Source organism: Streptomyces longisporoflavus (genome assembly GCF_014649775.1).
Lineage (GTDB): Bacteria > Actinomycetota > Actinomycetes > Streptomycetales > Streptomycetaceae > Streptomyces > Streptomyces longisporoflavus.
Window position 1 is genome coordinate 378,891 of record NZ_BMTR01000006.1, and the last position, 21,352, is coordinate 400,242.

Annotated in this window: 22 protein-coding genes and 1 pseudogene; 15 read left to right on the top strand and 8 right to left on the bottom strand. The window is 71.1% G+C overall.

The annotated features are described in order from the left end of the window. The first annotated feature begins 3 nt into the window (after window positions 1-3). Together IE226_RS15360 and IE226_RS15365 are read left to right on the top strand one after the other, a co-directional pair. Window positions 4-555, top strand: coding sequence for a DinB family protein (locus IE226_RS15360; RefSeq protein WP_190081749.1), 552 nt, complete (start codon window positions 4-6; stop codon window positions 553-555). A 76-nt stretch (window positions 556-631) separates the two neighbouring features. After that, window positions 632-778 (top strand): annotated as a pseudogene (locus IE226_RS15365) (M15 family metallopeptidase); the annotation flags it as partial. Between the two features lie 48 nt (window positions 779-826). Here the strand turns inward: IE226_RS15365 and IE226_RS15370 are convergent. Next, the gene (locus IE226_RS15370; RefSeq protein ID WP_190081750.1) at window positions 827-1,495 is read right to left on the bottom strand and encodes a TetR/AcrR family transcriptional regulator; all 669 of its coding nucleotides are present in this window, start codon (window positions 1,493-1,495) and stop codon (window positions 827-829) included. A 145-nt stretch (window positions 1,496-1,640) separates the two neighbouring features. Between IE226_RS15370 and IE226_RS15375 the strand changes: the two genes are divergently transcribed. From IE226_RS15375 to IE226_RS15385, 3 genes are all read left to right on the top strand, one after another. Beyond that, window positions 1,641-2,201 (top strand): NAD(P)H-dependent oxidoreductase, encoded by a 561-nt coding sequence (locus tag IE226_RS15375; RefSeq protein WP_190081751.1) that lies wholly within the window; start codon window positions 1,641-1,643, stop codon window positions 2,199-2,201. A 431-nt stretch (window positions 2,202-2,632) separates the two neighbouring features. After that, complete coding sequence (locus IE226_RS15380) at window positions 2,633-3,892, top strand: MFS transporter (RefSeq protein ID WP_190081853.1); 1,260 nt, start codon at window positions 2,633-2,635, stop codon at window positions 3,890-3,892. Window positions 3,893-3,917: 25 nt separating this feature from the next. Continuing rightward, window positions 3,918-4,382 (top strand): SRPBCC domain-containing protein, encoded by a 465-nt coding sequence (locus IE226_RS15385; RefSeq protein WP_190081752.1) that lies wholly within the window; start codon window positions 3,918-3,920, stop codon window positions 4,380-4,382. 4 nt (window positions 4,383-4,386) lie between these two features. Here the strand turns inward: IE226_RS15385 and IE226_RS15390 are convergent, their stop codons facing one another. The 3 genes from IE226_RS15390 to IE226_RS15400 form a co-directional block, all read right to left on the bottom strand. Next, on the bottom strand, window positions 4,387-5,076 hold the full coding sequence (locus IE226_RS15390; RefSeq protein WP_190081753.1) for a YoaK family protein: 690 nt from the start codon (window positions 5,074-5,076) through the stop codon (window positions 4,387-4,389). Window positions 5,077-5,151: 75 nt separating this feature from the next. After that, window positions 5,152-6,675: a carboxylesterase/lipase family protein gene (locus IE226_RS15395; RefSeq protein ID WP_190081754.1), complete on the bottom strand. Its 1,524-nt coding sequence runs from the start codon at window positions 6,673-6,675 to the stop codon at window positions 5,152-5,154. Continuing rightward, window positions 6,672-7,640: an MBL fold metallo-hydrolase gene (locus tag IE226_RS15400; RefSeq protein WP_190081755.1), complete on the bottom strand. Its 969-nt coding sequence runs from the start codon at window positions 7,638-7,640 to the stop codon at window positions 6,672-6,674. Before IE226_RS15400 ends, IE226_RS15395 begins: the two co-directional genes overlap by 4 nt. Before the next feature lie 134 nt (window positions 7,641-7,774). On the opposite strand from IE226_RS15400, the gene IE226_RS15405 reads away from it, so the two are divergent. Further along, on the top strand, window positions 7,775-8,662 hold the full coding sequence (locus IE226_RS15405; RefSeq protein WP_190081756.1) for a helix-turn-helix transcriptional regulator: 888 nt from the start codon (window positions 7,775-7,777) through the stop codon (window positions 8,660-8,662). Here the strand turns inward: IE226_RS15405 and IE226_RS15410 are convergent. Continuing rightward, entirely contained in the window at window positions 8,659-9,951 is a 1,293-nt protein-coding gene (locus IE226_RS15410; protein ID WP_190081757.1) for an ROK family transcriptional regulator, read from the bottom strand. The genes IE226_RS15405 and IE226_RS15410 overlap by 4 nt on opposite strands. Window positions 9,952-10,141: 190 nt before the next feature. Here IE226_RS15410 and IE226_RS15415 point away from each other — a divergent pair, with 190 nt between their 5' ends. The 4 genes from IE226_RS15415 (at window position 10,142) to IE226_RS15430 (ending at window position 14,814) form a co-directional block, all read left to right on the top strand. Beyond that, a complete protein-coding gene (locus IE226_RS15415) occupies window positions 10,142-11,461 on the top strand; it encodes an ABC transporter substrate-binding protein (protein WP_190081758.1) in 1,320 nt (439 codons plus the stop codon). 56 nt (window positions 11,462-11,517) lie between these two features. Further along, the gene (locus IE226_RS15420; protein WP_229871025.1) at window positions 11,518-12,498 is read left to right on the top strand and encodes a carbohydrate ABC transporter permease; all 981 of its coding nucleotides are present in this window, start codon (window positions 11,518-11,520) and stop codon (window positions 12,496-12,498) included. Next, entirely contained in the window at window positions 12,491-13,387 is an 897-nt protein-coding gene (locus IE226_RS15425; protein ID WP_190081759.1) for a carbohydrate ABC transporter permease, read from the top strand. The genes IE226_RS15420 and IE226_RS15425 overlap by 8 nt, the downstream gene beginning before the upstream one ends. Before the next feature lie 62 nt (window positions 13,388-13,449). Continuing rightward, window positions 13,450-14,814, top strand: a complete 1,365-nt coding sequence (locus IE226_RS15430) for a GH1 family beta-glucosidase (protein ID WP_190081760.1) — start codon at window positions 13,450-13,452, stop codon at window positions 14,812-14,814. 106 nt (window positions 14,815-14,920) lie between these two features. Here the strand turns inward: IE226_RS15430 and IE226_RS15435 are convergent, their stop codons facing one another. After that, window positions 14,921-15,367: an SPW repeat protein gene (locus IE226_RS15435; protein ID WP_190081761.1), complete on the bottom strand. Its 447-nt coding sequence runs from the start codon at window positions 15,365-15,367 to the stop codon at window positions 14,921-14,923. Window positions 15,368-15,570: 203 nt separating this feature from the next. On the opposite strand from IE226_RS15435, the gene IE226_RS15440 reads away from it, so the two are divergent. Both IE226_RS15440 and IE226_RS15445 read left to right on the top strand, forming a co-directional pair. Continuing rightward, entirely contained in the window at window positions 15,571-16,383 is an 813-nt protein-coding gene (locus tag IE226_RS15440; protein WP_190081762.1) for a VOC family protein, read from the top strand. Window positions 16,384-16,443: 60 nt separating this feature from the next. Beyond that, complete coding sequence (locus IE226_RS15445) at window positions 16,444-17,403, top strand: RNA polymerase sigma factor SigF (RefSeq protein WP_229870980.1); 960 nt, start codon at window positions 16,444-16,446, stop codon at window positions 17,401-17,403. A 49-nt stretch (window positions 17,404-17,452) separates the two neighbouring features. Here the strand turns inward: IE226_RS15445 and IE226_RS15450 are convergent, their stop codons facing one another. After that, a complete protein-coding gene (locus IE226_RS15450; protein ID WP_229870983.1) occupies window positions 17,453-17,665 on the bottom strand; it encodes a hypothetical protein in 213 nt (70 codons plus the stop codon). Between the two features lie 172 nt (window positions 17,666-17,837). Here IE226_RS15450 and IE226_RS15455 point away from each other — a divergent pair, with 172 nt between their 5' ends. Genes IE226_RS15455 through IE226_RS15465 form a run of 3 tightly spaced genes read left to right on the top strand, consistent with a single transcriptional unit; the run spans window position 17,838 to window position 20,151 of the window. Beyond that, window positions 17,838-18,518 (top strand): ABC transporter permease, encoded by a 681-nt coding sequence (locus tag IE226_RS15455; RefSeq protein ID WP_190081763.1) that lies wholly within the window; start codon window positions 17,838-17,840, stop codon window positions 18,516-18,518. Next, window positions 18,515-19,195: an ABC transporter permease gene (locus tag IE226_RS15460; RefSeq protein ID WP_190081857.1), complete on the top strand. Its 681-nt coding sequence runs from the start codon at window positions 18,515-18,517 to the stop codon at window positions 19,193-19,195. The genes IE226_RS15455 and IE226_RS15460 overlap by 4 nt, the downstream gene beginning before the upstream one ends. Beyond that, entirely contained in the window at window positions 19,192-20,151 is a 960-nt protein-coding gene (locus IE226_RS15465; RefSeq protein WP_190081764.1) for an ABC transporter substrate-binding protein, read from the top strand. The genes IE226_RS15460 and IE226_RS15465 overlap by 4 nt, the downstream gene beginning before the upstream one ends. Before the next feature lie 17 nt (window positions 20,152-20,168). Here IE226_RS15465 and IE226_RS15470 read toward each other — a convergent pair whose 3' ends face one another. Further along, window positions 20,169-21,332 (bottom strand): ABC transporter ATP-binding protein, encoded by a 1,164-nt coding sequence (locus tag IE226_RS15470; RefSeq protein ID WP_190081765.1) that lies wholly within the window; start codon window positions 21,330-21,332, stop codon window positions 20,169-20,171. Window positions 21,333-21,352 lie beyond the last annotated feature (20 nt).

Genomic DNA, 21,352 nt, shown 5'->3' on the forward strand with positions numbered 1-21,352 from the left:
GCCATGACCAGCGGACGCAGGCGAGCGGAACTGTTCGTGGACGAAGAGCGGGACGACCGGCTCGACGCATGGACCACCGGAGACGAACGGCCCATGCTGCTCGGCTTCCTCGGGGCTCAGCGCACCACACTCGTGCTGAAGTGCGCGGGCCTGGAGACCGAGTTGGCCCGGCGGTCCGTGCCGCCGTCGACCCTCTCGCTGCTCGGCCTGGTGCGCCACCTCGCCGACGTGGAGCGCCGCTGGTTCCGGCGGGTGCTCGCCGGTCAGGACGTGCCGCTCCTCTTCGGCTCGGACACGCACCCCGACGACGACTTCGACGGCGCCGTGCCCGAACCGTCCGTGATCGCCGCGGCGTGGGAGGCCTGGCGTGCCGAGGTCGCCTTCGCCGACCGCTTCGTCTCCGAGGCCCCCGACCTCGACGTCGAGGGCCACGACGGGTGGCGCGGACCGGTGTCGCTGCGCTGGGTGCTCATGCACATGGTCGAGGAGTACGCCCGGCACAACGGCCACGCCGACCTGCTCCGCGAGCGGATAGACGGCGCGATCGGCGTGTAGCCGGTGCTCGGCGCCGGAGCGCGGGGGCGGTGCGGAATGCCCGGCCGTCACCGGCGATGGTCTCCCGATGAGCCCGCGCGAAGGCGTCCTGGCCCGCCTCCTGCACGCCCAGACGCTGCTGCCCGGGGGTCTGCGTCTCCTGTTCGTCGAGGGCTACCGCCCGCCCCGGTTGCAGCGCAGCTATTTCGAGGAGTACGAGACGCGGCTCACTGGGCCCTGGCCACGGGGGCACCGCGCGCCCTGTACGCGGCGGCGGAACAGGGGATCGGGATCAGGTCGCTGAGGAGGGCCGCGTCACCAGACGCGTGACGAGGTCGTGCCACCCGGCAAGCACACGGTCGAGCGGCATGCCGCGCTCGACGATCAGGTGATGGACGAGCACGCTGTCGACGGAGCCGAGCAGGGTGTGCGCGAGGAGTTCGGCGTCGCCCGCGACGCCCGCCTGACGCAGCAGCATCGTGACGTGCGTGAGGCGCAGTCGGTTCGCCGGGACGTCATAGGTGCGCAGGGGGTCGGTCCGCGAGGACAGGATCAGTTCGTGGTGGTCGCGCTCGTGGCGGACGAGGGCGGGGCCGAACGCGTGCAGGCGCTCCAGGGGCGGGGCGTCCGGGCCCAGCGGGGCCGGGCCGGTGAGGAAGGCGGCCTGGAGCTGCTGCTCGCGGTGGTCGAGCAGGGCGACGAGGAGTCCGGTGCGGTCGCCGAAGCGCCGGAACACGGTTCCTTTGCCGACTCCGGCCGCCGCGGCCACCGCGTCCATGGTCAGCTGCGCGGCTCCGCACCCGGCCATCAGCTGCGAGGCCGCCTCGAGGAGCCGGGTGCGGTTGCGTGCCGCGTCGGCCCTGAGGGGCGGCGGCTCGCCGACCGGGGAGAGGGCGAGCTCAGTCGCCCCGCCCGGCGTGCCGGGCGAGGAGGGGAGGGGCGGGGTAACGGAGCCGGTCATGGGTCCAGCGTAGCGCTGCGAGAAGCTAAGTGGACCGCGGTCCGAATAGGTGGTACAACTTTAAACGGACCCCGGTCCGCTTGATTCGTATCTTTTTCGTACCCCCTTACGTGAGCACGTCCGCACCGTCATCTGGAGTTTCGCCATGTCAGTACGCATCCTCGCTCTCGTCGGCAGCCTCCGCGCCGGCTCCCACAACCGCCAGCTCGCCGAGGCCGCGGCCAAGCACGCGCCCTCCGGTGTCGAGGTCGACCTGTTCGAGGGTCTTGCGGACGTGCCCTTCTACAACGAGGACATCGACAACGAGGCCGACCTGCCCGCCGCCGCGGCCCGCCTGCGCGAGGCGGCCGGCAGCGCCGACGCCTTCCTCCTCTTCTCGCCCGAGTACAACGGCACCATGCCCGCCGTCCTCAAGAACGCGATCGACTGGCTGTCCCGCCCGTTCGGCGCCGGTGCGATCTCCGGCAAGCCGGTCGCCGTCGTCGGCACCGCGTTCGGCCAGTACGGCGGCGTGTGGGCGCAGGACGAGGCCCGCAAGGCCGCGGGCCTCGCGGGCGGCGCGGTCCTGGAGGACGTCAAGCTGTCCATCCCCGCATCCCTGACGCGCTTCGCCGAGACCCACCCGGCCGACGACACCGAGGTCGTCCAGGGCCTCACCGAGGTCGTCACCCGCCTCACCGAGCAGGCCGCGCCCGCCGCTGCCTGACGCTCGTACCGGACTGCGCCCCGCTGCGGCCAGGCGATGTACGGCACAGACGCGCGGCACGTACTTCTCGTGCCGCACGGCAGGCACCGGCGGAGTCCGAGCAGGATGGAGCCCTACCGCCCCCTTCCGGGGGCGGTAAAGCGCTTTCGTGGCGGGCGGCCGGGAGGCTAGCCTGCCGACACCACGTGATCCCCGCGATCCCCGTGGTCTTAAGGAGCAGAAATCGAGATGCCCGGTCACTGAGCACGCGCTGACGCCATAGGTCGCCATCGACCTGTCATCGCGTGCTGCCCCTGAGATGCGGCACGGCGAACCTTTTCCTGCCTCAAGGGGTCCCTGTGCCGTTCGCCTTCCGCGGCGTTTCCCGTGCCGTTTCTCGTACGGCTTCCCGTACTGCTCCCCCTTCTGCTACCCCACGCCCCGGGCCGAGTCTGTGGCGCGACGCCGACTTCCGCAGGCTCTGGCTGGGGCAGACCGCCTCCCAACTCGGGGCGCAGGCCTGCCAGGTGACCCTGCCGCTCGTCGCCGTGCTCGCCCTGGACGTCGGCGCCGGTCAGCTCGGCGCCTTACGGGCGGTGGAGCAGGCGCCGATCCTGCTCTTCTCGCTCTTCGCCGGCGCGTGGGTGGACCGCAGGCGCTCCCGCGACGTCATGGTCGTCGCGGATCTCGGGCGCGCTCTGGCACTGGCCGCGGTTCCGCTCGCGTACCTGCTCGGCGTGCTCGGGACACCGACACTGCTCGCCGTCGCCTTCCTCGTCGGCGTCCTGAGCGTGTTCTTCGACGTGGCCTACCAGGCCTCCCTGGTACGCCTTGTGGAGCGCGACCGGCTCCTGGCCGGCAACAGCGCGCTGGAGGGCAGCCGGTCGGCGGCGCAGATCGGTGGGCCCGCGCTCGGCGGCGCGATGGTGTCGGTGTTCTCCGCGCCCCTCGCCACCGCGGTCAGCGCCCTCTTCTTCGCGCTGTCCTTCGTGTCGATCCGCCGCATCCGCCGTCGCGAGACGTTGCCGCAGGACGGGGAGGCGGAGACAGCCGAACGGCCGCCTCGCATGCGGCGTCAGATCCGGGAAGGCCTCCACCTGGTCGTCGGCAACCCGTCGCTGCGGGCCGTGGGCATCGCATCGGCCCTCTTCCAGTTCTCCTTCGCGGCCGTGATGACCGTCTACCTGCTCTTCCTGCCCCGCGAACTGCACCTGTCGGGCCTGGCGGTCGGTCTGGCCCTTGCCGCCATGGGGCCGGGCGCGGTGATGGGCTCCCTGCTCGCGGCGAGGCTGCCGGGCAGGCTCGGTTACGGCAGGGTGCTCGTGGTCTCGGCGGTGCTCGCCGACGGTGTGCTGCTCTGCGTACCGGCACTGCACGGTTCCACCACCGTCACCCTCGCCGCGCTCATGGCCGTCAACTTCGTCTTCGGCGTCTTCAGCCAGCTGGTCAACGTCACGGCCATGGCCGTACGCCAGGCCGTCACCCCCGTCCGGATGCAGGGGCGGGTCGTCGCGACCATCAACTGCGTCGGCATGGGCCTGACACCGGTCGGTTCGCTGCTCGGCGGCTTCCTGGCCGGGGTGCTGGGACTGCGCACGAGTCTGCTCCTGACGGCCGTCTGTCTGGCGCTGTCCCCGCTGTTCATGGCGCTCTCCCCGCTGGCCCGGCTGGGAAAGCAGCTGCCGGTCGAGGACGATGCCGCCGTCCGGTGACCGGTGGGGACCTAGATTGGTGCCCATGTATTCCACCGAGGTGTCCGGTCATGTCGACGCCCCGCGTACGGCCGTCTACCGGGCGCTGCTGAACGCGGAGGCGATCGCCCGCTGGCGTGTGCCGGACGGCATGAGCAGCCGGGTGCACACCTTCGATGCCCGCGAAGGCGGTCGGTTCCGCGTCTCGCTCACCTACGACGAGCCGACCGGCACCGGCAAGTCGGCCTCGCACACCGACACGTACAGCGGCCACTTCGCCGAACTCGTGCCGGACGAGCGGGTGGTCGAGGTGCTCGCCTTCGAGACCGCGGATCCCGGCCTCGGCGGCACGATGACGATGACGACCACGCTCACCGACGCGGCCGGCGGAGGAACCGACGTCCGCATCGTGCACGAAGGCATCCCCGACAGCGTGCCCGCCGCCGACAACGAGACGGGGACGCGGATGGCGCTGGCGAACCTCGCCCGGTACGTCGAAGGCGCACGGTAGGCGCTCAGCTCGTACGCGGCTCTGCCGCGCCGGGCAGCAGAGCCGTCAGCGCGACGAGCGCAAGGAGCAGGAGCGCGGGCGCCAGCGCGGCGACCGTGCCGTGCCGCAGTTGCAGCAGCCCGCCCGCGAGGGCGCCGGCGAACATCGCGGCGACCGACACGAACCTGCGCACCGACGCCGGACCGAAGCGGTCGGCGGCCAGGCCGGTCAGGGTACGCGTGAGGACGGTGGTGTTCAGATCGGGCACGGCGAGTTTGCCGACCACGGCGTTCTGCAACCCCATGCCGAGCGCGAGCAGCACGATCAGTACGTCCCTGACGTCGGCAACGACGTCGAGCACCAGAGCCGCCGCCACCAGCACGGCATGCGCCCCGACGAGGAGCGCGAACAGCCGCAGCGGCCGCTCGACCCGAGGCGCGATCCGCCCGCCGAGCCATGCGCCGGCCACGAACGAGCCGGCCGCGAGAAGTGACGCCGTCGCGGACAGCTGTACGTCGCCCGCGAGCGCGAAGCCCAGGAAGACCACATTGCCGGTCATGTTGGCGACGAAGACGCGGTCGAGGCCGAGATAGCTGACGGCATCGACGAGTCCCGTGACGAAGGTCAAAGCGACGAGCAGCGGAGGCAGTACGCCGTGCTGCCCCTCGGCGTCGGGGAAGAGGAGGGCGGCGGCCCGGCCGAGCGATGAGTGCATACCGTCTCTTCGGCAGGGACACGCCGCGACCCGACCCGCGAGGGTTCGCGACCCGACCCGCGGGGGGTCTGCGACTCACCGTTTCCAGGCGCGCCGTATGCCGCCCCGCAGGTCCTCGTGCTCCGCCCAGCGCCGCCCGATGACCGAGGTGATCCGGCGCCGGGTGTCGTACGGAGTCCAGCCGGGGTCGCCGTCGCGGGCGAAGCTGATCCAGGCTGCGTGCATGCGGGGAGCCAGGTCGGGGGGCGGGCTTTCCGGGCCGAGCAGGGACTTGTCACCGCTCAGCCGGGCCGGGTCGAGGCCGAAGACGAAGGGGAGCTCCATCGTGTGGGTGGCGCCGAGCAGGCCGTCGAAGGCGCGGGAGCGCCAGTCGAAGAGGTAGCTGTACGTGGCGCCGGAGGACCGCTCGGCGTGTGCGTCGGCCAGGGCCCAGCTGCCCGCACCGAACAGCGCGTCGCCCATGACGGCGGAGCGCAGCCGCGCGGGTGAGGCTCCGGGATACGCCGTGCGGTAGGCGTCGGCGAGCAGGTCCGGTTCGGGGTGGGAGCGTTCGGCCGCCGCCCGGACGTCGGCCGGTGACGAGGTGGCGTAGGCGCCGGAAGGGACGAGGTAGAGGTTGCCCTCTTCGGCGTTGGTGCCGATGAGGAGATCGATGCCGTCGCTGCCGTGCCCGGTGGCGACGGCATCGGCGGGCTGGCGGTCCGCGACCACGCTGAAGGGGCTGAGCCCGATCAGCGGGTCGTAGGCGGTCGTGGTCCGCAGGTCGATCCCGCCGAGCTCGGCCGTGGCCTCGACCAGGCGGGCGTCGGGGACGGCGGCGAAGGCGCCGGCGTGGGGCGCGATGCCCAGGGCCGACGCCGCCGCCCGCGTCACCCGGGTGGCCTGTTCGGGCGTGAAGGCGCCCAGGCCGCTGCCGCTCTGCACAATGGCGCGCCGCACGAGGCCCCTGCTCTGCGGCGCGGCGATGACGGCGCCGGTGAGGGTGGCGCCGGCGGACTGCCCGAAGAGTGTGACCCGGCCGGGGTCCCCGCCGAACGCGGCGATGTTCTCCCGGACCCAGCGCAGGGCGGCCAGGATGTCGAGGAGACCACGGTTGCGCGGCGCTCCGGGCAGGTCGAGGAAACCGCTGATCCCGAGGCGGTACTGCACGGTCACCAGGACGACGCCGCTTCGCGCGAAGGCGGTGCCGTCGTACAGGCTCGCCCGGGTCGATCCCGCCACGAAGCCTCCGCCGTGCACGAAGACCATGACCGGCAGGGCGTTCCCGCTCTCCCGGCTCCGGTGTCCGGGGCGGTCAGGGCGGTCGGGGGTCCATATGTCGACGGTGAGGTAGTCCTGCCCCGGCAGCCAACCGGGCCCGAAGTAGGGCGACATGTCGAGGGCGCCGAGGTTCCGTTCGGACTGCGGGGCGGTCGGCCCCGGCGCGGTCGCGTCCCGGATGTCCTGCCACGGGGCGTGCTGGCGGGGCGCGGCGAAGCGTCCGGTGCGGGCCGGTGGCGCGGCGTAGGGGATGCCGCGGAAGACGGTGACGTCCTCGTGCCGGGCGCCGGCGACCGCGCCCTGCGCTGTCGTGATCACGGTGCGGTGCGCGGTGGTCATGCCCGCGCCTCCTGTGCCTCGGCCGCCTCTTCGTGCGCGTACGGCGTGAAGGGGGCCCAGCCCTTGACGGCGAACGCGCTGCCCGAGCGTTCGACCTCGGCGGCGCCGTGGCCGCCGAGGTGCGCGGGGACGACGAGCGCGTTGTGGTCGGCGGCCCAGCCGAGGATGCGCCGGCGGGTGGCGCGGGCGCCGGCGGGATCCTCGCAGAAGCAGCTGTTGTGGTCCGGGTCGACGAGCTGGACGGGGCTGTGCAGCAGATCGCCGACGAAGACCGCGCGGTCCGTGCCGCTGACGAGGGTGAGGACGCAGGAGCCGGGCGTGTGCCCCGGAGCCGCGTCGAGACGCAGGTTGCCGTCGATCCGGTGGCCCCCTTCCCACAGCCGCACCTGGCCCGCGCGGTGCACGGGGGCGACGCTGTCCTCGAAGACGTTCTGGTTGCCGCGGCCGAGCAGGGGCTCGTGGCCGTTCTCCGGGTTCCAGAAGTCGTAGTCGTCCTTGGGCAGCAGATAGGTGGCGTTGGGGAAGGTGGGGACCCACTGCCTGCCGTCCAGGCGGGTGTTCCAGCCGACGTGGTCGACGTGCAGATGCGTGTTGATCACGATGTCGACGTCCTCGGGGGCGACGCCCGCCCGCGCGAGCTCGGCCAGGAAGCCGGTGCGCAGGTGGCTCCAGACCGGGGAGTACGGGCGCTCCTTGTGGTTGCCGACGCCCGTGTCGACGAGGATGGTCTTCCCCTCGCTGCGCAGCAGCCAGCTCTGGACCGCGGAGTTGACGATGTTGGTCCGCGGGTCGAGGAAGTCGGGGGCGTGCCAGGCGGTGCTGTCGCGCCAGGCGTCCTCCGGGGCGGTGGGGAGGAATTGGCCGGGCGTCATGCCGACGGGGCCGTAGTACTCCTTGACGCGGGTGACGCTGACGTCGCCGAGTTCGATCTGTGCCGGGGCGAGTTCGGTCGGGGTCGGTTCCATGCGGGTCTCCGGGGCTGGGCGGGCTTGCTTCGGATCACTACCGTCGCCGGTGTCCGCGCAGGTCAGCCAGACCCGCCGCTGCCTACCCCGCACAGGGTCAGGCTGGCGCCGGCGGCCCGGTGCAGACTGGGGGCATGAGTGAAAGAGGCCGGCTCGGCGACTTCTTGTACGCGCGGCGCTCCCGGCTGCGTCCGGCGGACGTGGGCCTGAAGGACTACGGCGACCGGCGGCGGGTTGCGGGCCTGCGCAGGGAGGAGCTCGCGCTGCTCGCCGGTGTCAGCGCCTCGTACTACACGAGGCTGGAGCAGGGGCAGTCGGTGGGTGCGTCCCCGGAGATCCTGGACGCCGTCGCCGGGGCCCTCGGCCTCGACGACGCGGAGCGCGCACATCTGCACGACCTCGCCGACGCCGGCCGGAGGCGCAGCCGGGCACGCCGATCGCGGCCCGAGCACGTGGGGGCCACCACGCTCCACTTGCTGAGCACTCTGGACAGCGTTCCTGCGCTGGTCAGCGGACGTCGTGCCGACGTACTGGCCTGGAACCGGCTCGGCCACGCGCTGTTCGCGTCGCACCTGAGCCCGGACAGCCCCGAGCGGGCGGCGGAGCGCCCCAACCTCGCCCGGATGCTGTTCCTGGACCCCCACACCCGCGCGCTGTACGCCGACTGGGAGTCGAAGGCCAAGGCCGTCGTCGAGAACCTGCGGATGGTCGCCGGACGCCACCCCGACGACACGCTGCTGACCTCGCTCATCGGCGAACTGACCGTCAAGAGCGACGAGTTCGCCGCCATGTGGGCCGGTCACGGGGTGCACCCCTGCGATGCGGCCGGCTACGAGATGCGCCACCCCCTCGTCGGCACCCTCACCGTCACCCAGCAGAGCCTCAGCCTGCCCGGCGCGGTGGACCAGCACCTGGTGCTCGTCGTCACCGAGCCCGGCTCACCGTCGAGGGAGGCCGTGACCCTGCTCGGGCAGGCCGCCACCGCCGAGCGGCGCCCGCGCACCGAGAACGTGCGCCCCTAGGACGGCTGGCGCCCCTTCAACGCGGTCTGCCAACCGGGCGGTTCGGTCTCGCGGACCGGCGCGGCGCGCCGCCCGCCCCGCGCGAAGAAGTCGGCGAGCGGCAGCGTCGCCGCGCCGACGGTCACCGCGTCCGGGCCGAGGCGGCCCAGGCCGATGGTGACGCGTTCTGCCGGGTAGGAGAGGGCGTACGTGGGGATGTAGCGCTTCACCGCGGTCAGGAAGCGCTGCCCGAGCTGGAGCCCGGCCCAGCCGCCGACGAGGATCCGCTCCGGCTGGAAGAGGTTGATGAGGTCGGAGAGGCCCGCGCCCAGGTACTCGGCGGTCTCCTCCAGGACCAGCAGGGCCGTCGGGTCGGCCGTGCCGACGGCCTCCGGGTAGGCGGCGTCGAGCATGGCGGTGAGCGCGCTCTCCTCGTCCGTGCCGCCCGGCGGGCGCCCGCCCGCCTCCTGCCACCGTTCGAGCAGCGCCTCCGCCCCGGCGTACGCCTCCAGGCAGCCGAGGGCGCCGCACCGGCACTGTCTGCCCTGTACCCGTACGGTCAGGTGCCCCCACTCGACGGCGCGGCCCTGCTCCACGTCCTCGGTGACCACGCAGGCGCCGACACCCGAGCCGAAGAGGACCACCACGGCGTTGCGCGTCCCGCGTCCGGCACCGAACCACATCTCCGCCTGCCCGAGGGTTTTGGCGCCGTTGTCGATGAAGTACGGTACGGCGGCGGGGAGTTGGACCCTCTCACGGAGCAGTGATTCGAGCGGTACGGCGTCCCAGCCGATGGTCTGCCCGTGGACGACCGCCCCGAGATCGGCGTCGTGCGCGACGATTCCGGGCACGCCGATTCCGACGCCGAGGAGCCCTTCGGCCGTGGCGCCCGCCGTGGCGAGCACCTCGCCGATCCCGTCGCGGATGTGCTCCGCGATGTCGTCGACGTCATGCGCCTTGTGCGTCAACGGCCTTTCTGCGCGGGCCAGTTCGGACAGCGAGAGATCGAAGAGTTCGACGCGTACGCGGGTCTCGCCGACGTCCACACCGATCAGCTGGCCACGGCCCGGCGCGACCCGCAGGAGCGTACGCGGGCGTCCGCCGTCGGACTCCACGCTGCCCGCCTCCTCCACCCACCCCTCCGTCACCAGCTCCGCCACGACGTTGCTGATGGAACCTGAACTCAGCCCGGTGGCGGGCCCGAGCGTGAAGCGGCTCATCGGCCCCTCGAAATACAGCCGTTGCAGTACGGCGGCGCGGTTCTCCCGCCGCAGGTCGTGCACCGTACGCCCGTTGCGCTGCCCAGCCATGTAGTTCCTTCCGGCCTGCTCTGCCTCGAAGTTGGTCCTGTGCGACCCCTTGACGGTATCTTCCCCGCCGGTTTAACTCACGTCCTAAATTAAGTCATGAGGTCATTCAGGAGTTGAACGCGGCGCTGCCTCCAGCCGGCGCTGAGCCATCCGACCCATGCCTTCGTCTCCGGAAGGGACACCTGGAGCCATGCGCAGATTCCGAGCCGCCGCCGTCGGCGCCGCCACACTCTCGCTCGCCCTCACCGCGTCCGCCTGCGGCGGCGGTTCGACGACGGGCGGCGAGGGGTCCAACGACTCGCCGAAGACGCTGACCTACTGGGCGTCGAACCAAGGACCCAACATCGAGGCGGACAAGAAGATCCTCAAGCCCGAACTGGCCAAGTTCGAGAAGCAGACGGGCATCAAGGTAAAGCTCGAGGTCATCCCCTGGTCGGAGCTGCTCAACCGCATCCTGACCGCGACGACATCGGGCCAGGGCCCCGACGTCCTGAACATCGGCAACACCTGGAGCGCGTCACTGCAGGCCAGCGGGGCCCTGCTGCCCTGGGACGAGAAGAACTTCGCCAAGATCGGCGGCAAGGACCGCTTCGTGGAGTCCGCGCTCGGCTCGGCGGGGGCGCCGGACAAGGACCCGGCCGCCGTCCCGCTGTACTCCATGGCGTACGCCCTCTACTACAACAAAAAGATGTTCGAGGAGGCAGGCATCGACAAGCCGCCCGCCACCTGGGACGAGATGATCGCGGACGGCAAGAAGATCTCCAAGGGCGGCAAGTGGGCCCTGGGCGCGGAGGGCGCGAACCTCTCCAACAACATCCACCAGGTCTTCGCCCTCGGCAAACAGCACGGCGCCGACTTCTTCACCGAGGACGGCAAGCCCGACTTCACATCCGACGGCGCGGTCGCGGCCGTGAAGCAGTACGTCGACATGATGGCGAAGGACAAGATCATCGCCCCCGGCAACGCCGAGTACGCGCAGAACCAGTCCCTGAGCGACTTCTCCAAGGGCAAGACGGCGATGGTCCTGTGGCAGGCCGCGGCCACCACCTTCAAGTCGCAGGGCATGAGCGAGGACGACTGGGGCGTGGCCCCCGTGCCGGTCCAGTCCGGCGCTCCGGGCCAGGGCAAGGCCACCAACTCGATGGTCGCCGGCATCAACATGGCCGTCTTCAAGAACACCAAGAACATCGACGGCTCGCTGAAGTTCGTGAAGTTCATGACGAGCGACGCGGAGCAGAAGATCCTCTGCAAGTCCTACGGCTCCGTGCCGCCCGTCAAGGCCGCACAGGAGGACGCCGCCTTCGATCGCCCCGAACTGAAGGTCCTGCGCGACACGCTCGCCAAGAGCGCCGCGCCGCTGCCCCAGGTGCCCAACGAATCGCAGTTCGAGACCGCGGTCGGCACCGCCGTCAAGAACCTCTTCGCGAACGCCGCGGCCGGGCGTGAGGTGACCACCGGGTCGGTGAAGGCCGAACTGGTCAAGGCTCAGCAGCAGATGTCCGAGCAGTGAGCGACACGACTGTGACTACTGGGACCACAGGGACCACCGGGACCCCCGCGACCATCGTGCAAGGAGGCAAGGAGCCGCCCGCGACCGCCCCGGAGACGGGGCGGGCCCCGCGGCTCCGCCGCCCCGGCCGGCTGCGCCGCATCGGCCTGCCGTACCTCCTGCTGCTCCCCGCCCTGCTGCTCGAACTCCTCGTCCATCTGCTGCCGATCGTCATCGGCATCGTGATGAGCTTCAAGGAGCTCACCCAGTTCTTCATCCGCGACTGGGGCGCCGCGCCCTGGTCGGGCCTGGACAACTACAAGGTGTCGGTGGACTTCGACGCACCGGTGGGCGAGGCGCTGCTGCACTCGTTCCTCGTCACCTGCGCCTTCACGCTGCTCTCCGTGGGCCTGTGCTGGCTCATCGGGACGACCGCGGCGATCTACTTGCAGGAGACGTTCAAGGGCCGTGGCCTCCTCAGGGCGCTCTTCCTCGTCCCGTACGCCCTGCCCGTCTACGCCGCGGTGATCACCTGGGGCTTCATGTTCCAGCGTGACAACGGCCTGATCAACCACGTCCTGCACGACCAGCTGGGCCTCACCGACAGCGCGCCGTTCTGGCTCATCGGCGACAACAGCTTCTTCGCGCTGCTCACCGTGTCGGTGTGGAAGGGCTGGCCGTTCGCCTTCCTCATCATGATGGCCGGGCTGCAGAACATTCCCCGGGATATGTACGAGGCCGCGGCGCTCGACGGCGCGGGCATGTGGCAGCAGATCCGCCGCATCACGCTGCCGTCCCTGCGCTCCGTCAACCAGGTCCTCGTGCTCGTCCTGTTCCTGTGGACGTTCAACGACTTCAACACGCCCTACGTCCTGTTCGGCAGGTCGGCACCCGAGGCCGCGGACCTGATCTCGATCCACATCTACCAGTCCTCGTTCGTCACCTGGAACTTCGGCACCGGCTCCGCCATGTCCGTACTGCTGCTCCTGTTCCTGCTCGCGGTGACCGGCGTCTATCTGTGGATCACTTCGCGCGAGAGGAAGTCCGCCCATGTCTAGCGTGCGCCTGGCCGCGCGGCCGCGCGGGGCCGCGAAGCCCCGGTCGCCGATGGCGGCACCCCGCTCGTTCCTCTGGTCGCGGCGGATCTTCCTGACGCTGCTCACGGGCTTCGTGCTTCTCCCCGTGTTCGTCATGGTCTCCAGCTCGCTCAAGCCCCTCGAGGACGTGTCGGGCAAGTTCCGTTGGATGCCCAGCGGGCTCACGATCCGCCCGTACATCGACATCTGGAAGACCGTTCCGCTGGCGGAGTACTTCGTGAACTCGCTGATCGTGGCGGGCGCGGCCACCGTCTGCTCGGTGGTGATCGCCGTCTTCGCCGCCTACGCCGTCAGCCGCTACCAGTTCCGCGGCAAGCGGGTCTTCACGGTGACGGTCCTTTCCACCCAGATGTTCCCCGGCATCCTGTTCCTGCTGCCGCTGTTCCTGATGTACGTCAACATCGGCAATGCCACGGGGATCGCCCTGTTCGGCTCGCGGGGCGGGCTCATCCTCACGTATCTGACCTTCTCGCTGCCCTTCTCGATCTGGATGCTGATCGGGTACTTCGACTCGGTGCCGCGTGATCTGGACGAGGCCGCGCTCGTCGACGGCTGCGGGCCGATCGGCGCGCTCTTCAGGGTCGTCGTGCCGGCCGCGATCCCCGGCATCGTCGCGGTCGCCGTCTACGCGTTCATGACCGCCTGGGGAGAAGTGCTCTTCGCCTCCGTCATGACGAACGAGTCCACCCGCACGCTGGCCATCGGCCTGCAGGGCTACTCCACGCAGAACGACGTCTACTGGAACCAGATCATGGCCGCGTCGCTGGTCGTGAGCATTCCCGTGGTGGCGGGCTTCCTCCTGCTCCAGCGCTATCTGGTCGCCGGCCTCACCGCCGGAGCCGTCAAGTGACCCACCCCCCTGCCGGGCTGCCCCTTGCCGCCACCCCGTCTGACCCGTCTGAGAGGACGTCCGTGTCCGAGCTCATCGACCTTGCCGCACTTCCGCACGATTTCGCGTGGGGCACGGCCACATCGGCGTACCAGATCGAGGGGGCCGTCACCGAGGACGGCCGTTCCCCCTCGATCTGGGACACCTTCTCGCACACCCCCGGAAAGATCGACAACAACGATCACGGTGACGTGGCCTGTGACCACTACCACCGCTGGCGCGAGGACATCGCGCTGATGAAGCAACTGGGCACCACCGACTACCGGCTGTCGCTCGCCTGGCCGCGCATCGTGCCCGGCGGCGACGGGCCCGCCAACCCCAAGGGCCTTGACTTCTACGACCAGTTGATCGACGGGCTGCTCGACGCGGGCATCACGCCCTCGGTGACCCTCTACCACTGGGACCTGCCGCAGGTGCTCCAGGACCGCGGCGGCTGGCCCGAGCGGGCGACGGCCGAGCACTTCGCCGCGTACGCCGCCATCGCCGCCGAGCGTTTCGGCGACCGCGTCACCCAGTGGGCCACGCTCAACGAGCCTCTCTGCTCGGCCTGGATCGGCCACCTCGAAGGACGTATGGCACCGGGCCTGACCGACCTGACCGCCGCCGTGCGAGCCTCCTACCACCTGCTGCTCGGGCACGGCCTTGCCACGCAGGCGATCCGCGCGGCAGCGCCCGGCGCGCAGATCGGCATCGTCAACAACCTCTCCACGGTCGAGCCCGCGAGCGACCGCCCCGAGGACGTCGCCGCCGCCCGCCGCGTGGACGGCCACACCAACCGCTGGTGGCTCGACCCGGTCCACGGCCGCGGTTTCCCCGCCGACATGCGTGAGGTCTACGGGGTCGAACTCCCGGAGCGCGCCGGTGACTTGGCGACCATCGCGCAGCCGCTCGACTGGCTGGGCCTGAACTACTACTTCCCGGCCGTGGTCAGCGACGACCCCGCGGGCCCCGCGCCCTACGCCCACCAGGTGCGCCGCGAAGGGGTGCCCCGCACCGGCATGGACTGGGAGATCGACGCGAGCGGCATCGAGACACTCCTGCTGCGCCTGACGAACGAGTACGGGGCACGCAAGCTGTACGTCACCGAGAACGGCTCGTCCTACCCCGACGTCGTACGCCCCGACGGAACGATCGACGACCCGGAGCGCACCGACTACCTGGTCCGGCACCTTGCCGCCTGCGCGAGCGCCGCCCGCAAGGGAGCACCCCTGGCCGGGTACTACGCGTGGTCGCTGCTCGACAACTTCGAGTGGGCCTACGGCTACGACAAGCGGTTCGGCCTGGTGCACGTCGATTACGAGACGCAGGTCCGCACCGTCAAGGGCAGCGGGCAGCGCTATGCCGACATCATCCGCGGCCACCGCGCGAGCGCGAGACGCGCGGCCTGAGGCGTCCGCACGACCGACGGCGACCCCCGGTTCTCCGCCGAACCGGGGGTCGCCGCCGTTTCCGGCCCGCCTTCCCGTGCCGGAGCCGGACCGTGACTTCGCCGCGTCAGGTCGTGGTGGTCCTGCGTCCTCCCTTTGCTGCCGCGCCGGCGCACATGAGGCCCAGCAGGAGAGTGAGGGCGCCGATGATGACGTTGGTGAGGATGACGCCCCTGTCGGGACTCTGACCCACGACCCACGGGGACACGATCATCCAGACGCCCATGGCGCACATGGCCCAGCTCAAGCCGAGCATCCTGGCGGGCGCGAAGGTGAAACCGAGACCCAGCAGGGCGATCGCGATGCCCATGATGAGGTTGTGCGTCGTGAGGACGGACTGACTCGCGGTGAAGTGGACCACCCAGGGGGAGATGGCACAGAAGAGACCCGTGAGGAACACGGGCCCGTCCACCATCGCCACGCTCTGTCCACGGAGTACGCGGGCGTGCCGATCCCGCATTTCGGATACGTCAGGGTGAGCGGCTATGTCTCCCCTGTGTGAGACGTCGGCCATGAGACTCGACTCCTCTGGTGCGTGCAGGCCTGATCAGGCCGCGCGGCGGGATGTCGCGCACATCCATTGTGCTCTTATTTTTTCCTTATGCGTAGTTTCTGGTGACTTTGGTCCCGTAGGTGAGTGAGGAAGGTCCCGTATCAGGGGCCTGAGTCCGCGGAACCACCGAGGGGACGCAGAAACTCGGGTGAGGAGAGCACGCCGTGACGACGGACATCGGGACGACCAGCATTCCCGCGCCGCGCGCATCGGAGAGTACGCGCGGTGCGCCCTGCTGGCTGAGCTATGCCGCGCGTGACGCGCGGGCCGCCGAGGAGTTCTACGGGAACGTGCTCGGCTGGTGCCATGTGCCGCTGCTCGGCGCGGCGGGCAGGACACGTTCCCTGGCCCTGCGGGCCGGCACGCCGGTGGGGGCCATCAGCGAGGCTTCCTGCGACCTCGGCGACCACGCGGGCTGGATGCCGCACTTCGCCGTCGACGACCTGGACGGCGCGGTGGGACGGCTCAGGGACCGCGGCGCCACCGTGGCGGTCGGCCCCCTGACCACGGCGGCCGGACGAGTCGCCGTGGCGGCCGGGCCCCACGACGAGGTGTTCGGGCTGCGGCAGCAGGCCGTCGACCGGCGCTGGTCGGTCGGCGACGGCCCCGTGGCGCGGATCGAGCTGTACACGGGTGACATTTTCGCGGCGGCCCTCTTCTACGGCGGCGTGCTGGGCTGGGCGGGCGAGAGCGCCGACAGCTGCCAGGTGGAGTACACCGGCGGACGGATCGTGGTGCGTGACGGCGCGCGTGCGGGTTCGCGCCCGGTCGCCACCCTCGGTGAGGGAGCGGTGCCGGGCTTCGAGGGACAGCACCGCTGGCACACGGCCTTCCGGGTGGCCGACGTCGACGCGGCGGCCGGCATCGCGGCGGCACAGGGCGGACGCGTCATCACGCCGCCGCGGGGGTCCGGCGGCCGACGGGAGGCCGTGCTCGCGGACCGCGAGGGCGTGCCCTTCACGGTCGTGGCGGAGTGAGCCCGGCGAACCCGAGTGCCGGTCCAGAGCGTGGAGAGCGATCAGACGATGTTTAGTTCAATGCCGGACGCGATGGAGAGCGCGGACCGTGTGGTCGGTGTCGATGCCGACGTCGACATAAGCGTGGTCGAGCCGGCCGGGCCGCCGTCGGAGGCGGTGGTGCCGGCTCAGGCCGGCGGGCGCTCGCGGGGCGCGGCCGTCGGGCTGCCGTGGATCGAGGAGGCCAACGAGGTCGCGCCGAAGGACGCGCGGGAGCTGTCGAAGCTCTTCTTCGAACGGCTGCGGACGCTGGAGAGCGGCTCGCCCGACCACACGTACACACGCGACACCCTGATCGAGATGAACCTCTCCCTGGTGCACTACGTCGCGGGGCGCTTCCGCAACCGCGGCAACGGCCAGCTGGAGGACCTCGTCCAGGTCGGGACCATCGGCCTCATCAAGGCCATCGACCGGTTCGACGTGAGCCGGGGGTACAAGTTCGTCTCGTTCGCCGTCCCCTGCATCCTCGGGGAGATCAAGCGCTACTTCCGTGACACCAGCTGGGCCGTGCACGTTCCGCGCAGGCTCCAGGAGCTCCGTACCGACCTGGTCAGGGCACAGGAGCGGCTGTCCGGTGTGCTCGGCCGCGAACCGACGGTCAGGGAACTCGCGGCCGAGCTGGAGGTCACCGAGGAGCAGGTCCTGGAGGCCGTCGTCGCCGCCAACGGCTACACGGCGGGCTCGCTGGACACACCGCACGGCCCCGGCGACCCGGGCGACACGTACAAGAGCGGCCGCTCGCTCGCCGACGCCATGGGCGCCCCGGACCCCGCCATCGAGGTCTTCGAGCACCTTTACGACCTTGCTCCGCTCCTGGCCGAGCTCGGCGAGCGCGAGCGCCGCATCATCGAGATGCGCTTCGGCCAGGAGATGACGCAGGCCGAGATCGGCGCCGAGCTCGGCATCTCGCAGATGCATGTGTCGCGGCTGCTGTCCCGCACCCTCGCCCGGCTCCGCACGGGTCTGGCGACGGAGGAGTGACGAAGAAGAGTGGCAAAGGGGCCGGAGGACCGCAGCCGGGCCCGGACGGTCAGGGGTGGTCCGGGCGCTCCTCGGGCGGGGTCCCGCCGCCCGGGCCGCCGCCCTTGCCGCCCTTGTCCGTGCCGTGCTCGTGGCCGCCGGCGCGGCGGGACTTGCCCGGCTGCCGGGCCTTGAGCTCGGCACTGTCCTGAGGGGTCGCGGCCCCCTTGTCGCTGCGGCGCTGCGCGGGCTGTTGCGGGTTCGACATCGCGATCGCTCCCATCACGTGATCCGTTTCCCCCTGCGGGTCATGCTGCCACGTGCGGGTCCGCCCGGCAGGCCGGGAGATCGCCGCTCACGGCACTGCCCGGTGGCCCCTGCGGGCGGATCACCCCTACGCCCGTACGGGCCACCAGAACGCGCCGACCTCCGCCCCCGCCCGATGGAATGGAGGGGTGACCGCGCCCCCGGACGACTGCCTCGCGCGCAACGAGTGGATCTGCGGTGAGTATCTGAGCACCCGCCGCCAGATCATCGTCGACGCGGTCCTCCAGCATCTGGAGCTGACCGCGCTCTCCGTGCTCATCGCGCTCGTCATCGCCGTCCCGCTGGCCGTCGCCGCACGCCGCTGGGCCCTGGCGGCCGGCCCCGTCCTGGCGCTGACCACCATCCTCTACACGATCCCCTCGCTCGCGATGTTCTCGCTGCTGCTGCCCGTCTACGGCCTCTCCGCCTCCCTCGTGGTCGCCGGACTCGTGCTGTACTCGCTGACGCTGCTCGTCCGCAACATCCTGGCCGGCCTGCGCGCCGTCCCCGAGGACACCCGGCAGGCCGCCCGCGGCATGGGCTACGGGCCCATCCGCCTCCTGCTCACGGTCGAACTGCCGCTGGCGCTTCCCGCCGCGATGGCGGGCCTGCGCATCGCCACCGTCTCGGCGGTCTCCCTCGTCACGGTCGGCGCCATCGTCGGCTTCGGCGGGCTCGGCAACCTCATCTACACGGGCATGAACACCTACTTCAAGGCGCAGGTCCTGACCGCCTCCGTGCTGTGCGTCGTCATCGCCGTACTGGCCGATGTGCTGCTCCTCGGCGTGCAGCGGGTCCTCACCCCGTGGACGAGGGCGGTCCGCTCGTGAACACCATCGGCGATGCCTGGAAGTGGCTGACCGACGCGGCGCACTGGGCGGGCGACGACGGCATCTGGCACCGCCTCACCCAGCACCTCGTCCTCACCGTGGTGTGCCTGGTCCTGAGCTGTCTGATCGCGCTGCCGGTCGCGCTCGTCCTCGGCCACCTGGGCAAGGGCGGGGCCCTGGCGGTCAACATCTCCAACGTCGGCCGCGCGGTGCCGACCTTCGCCGTCCTCGTGCTGCTGCTCCTCACCCCCATCGGCCAGTGGGGCGAGGGCCCCACCGTCGTCGCGCTCGTCCTGTTCGCCGTGCCGCCGCTGCTCACCAACGCGTACGTCGGCATGCGCGGGGTCGACCGCAGCGTCGTACAGGCCGCTCGCGGGATGGGCATGACGGGGCGGCAGGTGCTGTGGCGGGTCGAACTCCCGCTCGCGATGCCGCTGATCCTCAGCGGCGTGCGGATCGCCGCCGTACAGCTGGTGGCCACCGCCACGATCGCGGCGCTCGCCGGCGGCGGGGGGCTCGGCCGGATCATCACCGCCGGCTTCAACCTCGCGAGCACGCCGCAGGTGGTGGCGGGCGCCGTCCTTGTCGCCGTGTTCGCGCTGGTCGTCGAGGGGATCTTCGAGATCGGCGAACGGCTCGCCCCCGGGCGGGCGCGGGGGAGAGGACCGACCGTATGAGGCGGCGCACGCGAAGGGGCGCGACATGGGGCGCGGCGGGCGCCGCCGGGCTCGTGCTGCTGTCCGGATGCGCGTCCGGGCCGTCCCTGGAGACGCGGGGCGAGGTCACCGCGCCGCCCGGCGACAGCCATCACCTGGTCGTGGGCTCGGCGGGGTTCACCGAGAGCGACCTGCTCGCCCAGATGTACGTGCTGCTCCTGAAGAAGGCCGGTTACGAGGCGGAGATCCTCTCCGTGGCCAACCGTGAACTGTACGAACCCGCCCTGGAATCCGGGCAGATCGACGTCGTCCCCGAGTACGCGGCGACGTTCGCGGACTGGCTGAACGCCAAGAAGAACGGCGCGGACGCGAAGCCGGTCGGATCGCCCGATCTGGACGCCACGATGAAGGCCCTGCGCGGCCTCGCCGCTCCGCGCGGCCTCACCGTCCTCGACCCTGGCAAGGCCGTCGACCAGAACGCGTTCGCCGTCACCGCGGCCTACGCCGCGCAGCACCGCCTGAAGACACTGAGCGACCTCGGCAAGTCCGGCCAGAAGGTACGCCTGGCCGCGGGCGACGAATGCGTGCAGCGCCCGTACTGCGAACCCGGCCTGAAGAAGGTCTACGGCATCGACATCACCTCCGTCGACCCCAAGGGCGTGGGCACCACCCAGGCCAAGAAGGCCGTGCAGAGCGGCCAGGACCAGATGGTCCTGACGACGTCGACGGACGCCACGCTCGACGACTTCGGCCTCGTCCTGCTGAAGGACGACAAGAAGCTCCAGAACGCCGACTACCTGGTCCCGGTCGTCAACCGCTCGAGCGCGGGCAGCGAGGGCGTCGCGAAGGCACTCGGCCGCCTCAACTCCGTACTGACCACGGCGGACCTGGCCTCCATGAACGAGCAGGTCGACAGCTGGCGACGGCTGCCGCAGGACGTCGCGCGTGCCTATCTGGAAGAGAAGGGGCTGCTGTAGCCCACGCCCGGCAGGGGTTACGCGTCGGCGACGGAGTCGAACTCCACCTGGTCCCGGGCCACGCCCTGCGCGTCCGCGTCCACCGAGCGGCGCAGCGCCTCGTGCAGCTTCGCCGGGGTCAGTACGCCGAGGAAGCGGGCCCCGTCGAGGACCGCGACCCAGCCGGCGTCGTGCTGGAGCATCACGCCGAACGCCTGCTTGAGCGGGGCGCCGACGGGGACCCAGGCCCGCATGCGGTGGGCCAGATCGCCCACCTTGCCGCCCTCCCCGGCCAGGGCCACCTCGTCGATGCCGACCCAGCCGTGCAGATCCCCGTCCGCGTCCAGGACGACGCCCCAGCGGGCGTCCTCCTCGCGGAGCCGCGCGGCGGCGTGCGCGGCGGACTCGTCCAGGCGCACCACCGTCGGCTGCTCCAGGTCGTCCGGCAGGATCTCGGTCACCGAGAGACGCTTGAGACCCCGGTCGGCGCCCACGAACCCGGCGACGTACGGCGTCGCCGGAGTGCCGAGCACCGCGCCGGGCGTGTCGAACTGCTCGATGCGCCCCTGCCCGTACACCGCGATCCGGTCCCCGAGCCGGACCGCCTCCTCGATGTCGTGCGTGACCAGGAGAACCGTCTTGCGGACCGCCGCCTGCATCCGCAGGAACTCGTCCTGCAACTGCTCGCGCACCACCGGGTCGACCGCACCGAACGGCTCGTCCATGAGCAGGACGGGCGGATCGGCGGCCAGCGCACGCGCCACGCCGACCCGCTGGCGCTGCCCCCCGGACAGCTGCTCGGGGTAGCGGGAGCCGTACATCTTCGGGTCGAGGCCCACCAGGTCGAGCAGCTCGGCCGCCCGTGCCCGCGCCTTGGCCTTCTTCCAGCCGATCAGCGCGGGGACCGTCGCCGTGTTGTCGAGGACCGTCCGGTGCGGGAAGAGCCCCACCTGCTGGATGACGTAGCCGATACGGCGGCGCAGGCGGACCGGGTCGACGTCCGCGATGTTCTCGCCGTTGACGAAGATGCGGCCCGCGGTCGGCTCGATGAGACGGTTCACCATCATCATCGTGGTCGTCTTGCCGCACCCGGACGGTCCGACGAGCGTGACCAGTTCACCCTCGCCGACCTCGAAGGACAGCTCGTCCACGGCCATCGTGCCGTCCGGGTAGCGCTTGCTGACCTGCTCGAACCGGATCATGCACTCACGCTAACCGCGGC

What these genes read in the sequence shown, in the direction of transcription:
- IE226_RS15465 (WP_190081764.1), top strand. Translation starts at nt 19,192, where the DNA reads ATGAGGCGGCGCACGCGAAGGGGCGCGACATGGGGCGCGGCGGGCGCC.
- IE226_RS15435 (WP_190081761.1), bottom strand. Translation starts at nt 15,367, where the DNA reads ATGGCCGACGTCTCACACAGGGGAGACATAGCCGCTCACCCTGACGTA.
- IE226_RS15370 (WP_190081750.1), bottom strand. Translation starts at nt 1,495, where the DNA reads ATGACCGGCTCCGTTACCCCGCCCCTCCCCTCCTCGCCCGGCACGCCG.
- IE226_RS15400 (WP_190081755.1), bottom strand. Translation starts at nt 7,640, where the DNA reads ATGGAACCGACCCCGACCGAACTCGCCCCGGCACAGATCGAACTCGGC.
- IE226_RS15410 (WP_190081757.1), bottom strand. Translation starts at nt 9,951, where the DNA reads ATGGCTGGGCAGCGCAACGGGCGTACGGTGCACGACCTGCGGCGGGAG.
- IE226_RS15385 (WP_190081752.1), top strand. Translation starts at nt 3,918, where the DNA reads ATGTATTCCACCGAGGTGTCCGGTCATGTCGACGCCCCGCGTACGGCC.
- IE226_RS15375 (WP_190081751.1), top strand. Translation starts at nt 1,641, where the DNA reads ATGTCAGTACGCATCCTCGCTCTCGTCGGCAGCCTCCGCGCCGGCTCC.
- IE226_RS15390 (WP_190081753.1), bottom strand. Translation starts at nt 5,076, where the DNA reads ATGCACTCATCGCTCGGCCGGGCCGCCGCCCTCCTCTTCCCCGACGCC.
- IE226_RS15360 (WP_190081749.1), top strand. Translation starts at nt 4, where the DNA reads ATGACCAGCGGACGCAGGCGAGCGGAACTGTTCGTGGACGAAGAGCGG.
- IE226_RS15445 (WP_229870980.1), top strand. Translation starts at nt 16,444, where the DNA reads ATGCCGGACGCGATGGAGAGCGCGGACCGTGTGGTCGGTGTCGATGCC.
- IE226_RS15405 (WP_190081756.1), top strand. Translation starts at nt 7,775, where the DNA reads ATGAGTGAAAGAGGCCGGCTCGGCGACTTCTTGTACGCGCGGCGCTCC.
- IE226_RS15395 (WP_190081754.1), bottom strand. Translation starts at nt 6,675, where the DNA reads ATGACCACCGCGCACCGCACCGTGATCACGACAGCGCAGGGCGCGGTC.
- IE226_RS15415 (WP_190081758.1), top strand. Translation starts at nt 10,142, where the DNA reads ATGCGCAGATTCCGAGCCGCCGCCGTCGGCGCCGCCACACTCTCGCTC.
- IE226_RS15450 (WP_229870983.1), bottom strand. Translation starts at nt 17,665, where the DNA reads ATGGGAGCGATCGCGATGTCGAACCCGCAACAGCCCGCGCAGCGCCGC.
- IE226_RS15470 (WP_190081765.1), bottom strand. Translation starts at nt 21,332, where the DNA reads ATGATCCGGTTCGAGCAGGTCAGCAAGCGCTACCCGGACGGCACGATG.
- IE226_RS15425 (WP_190081759.1), top strand. Translation starts at nt 12,491, where the DNA reads ATGTCTAGCGTGCGCCTGGCCGCGCGGCCGCGCGGGGCCGCGAAGCCC.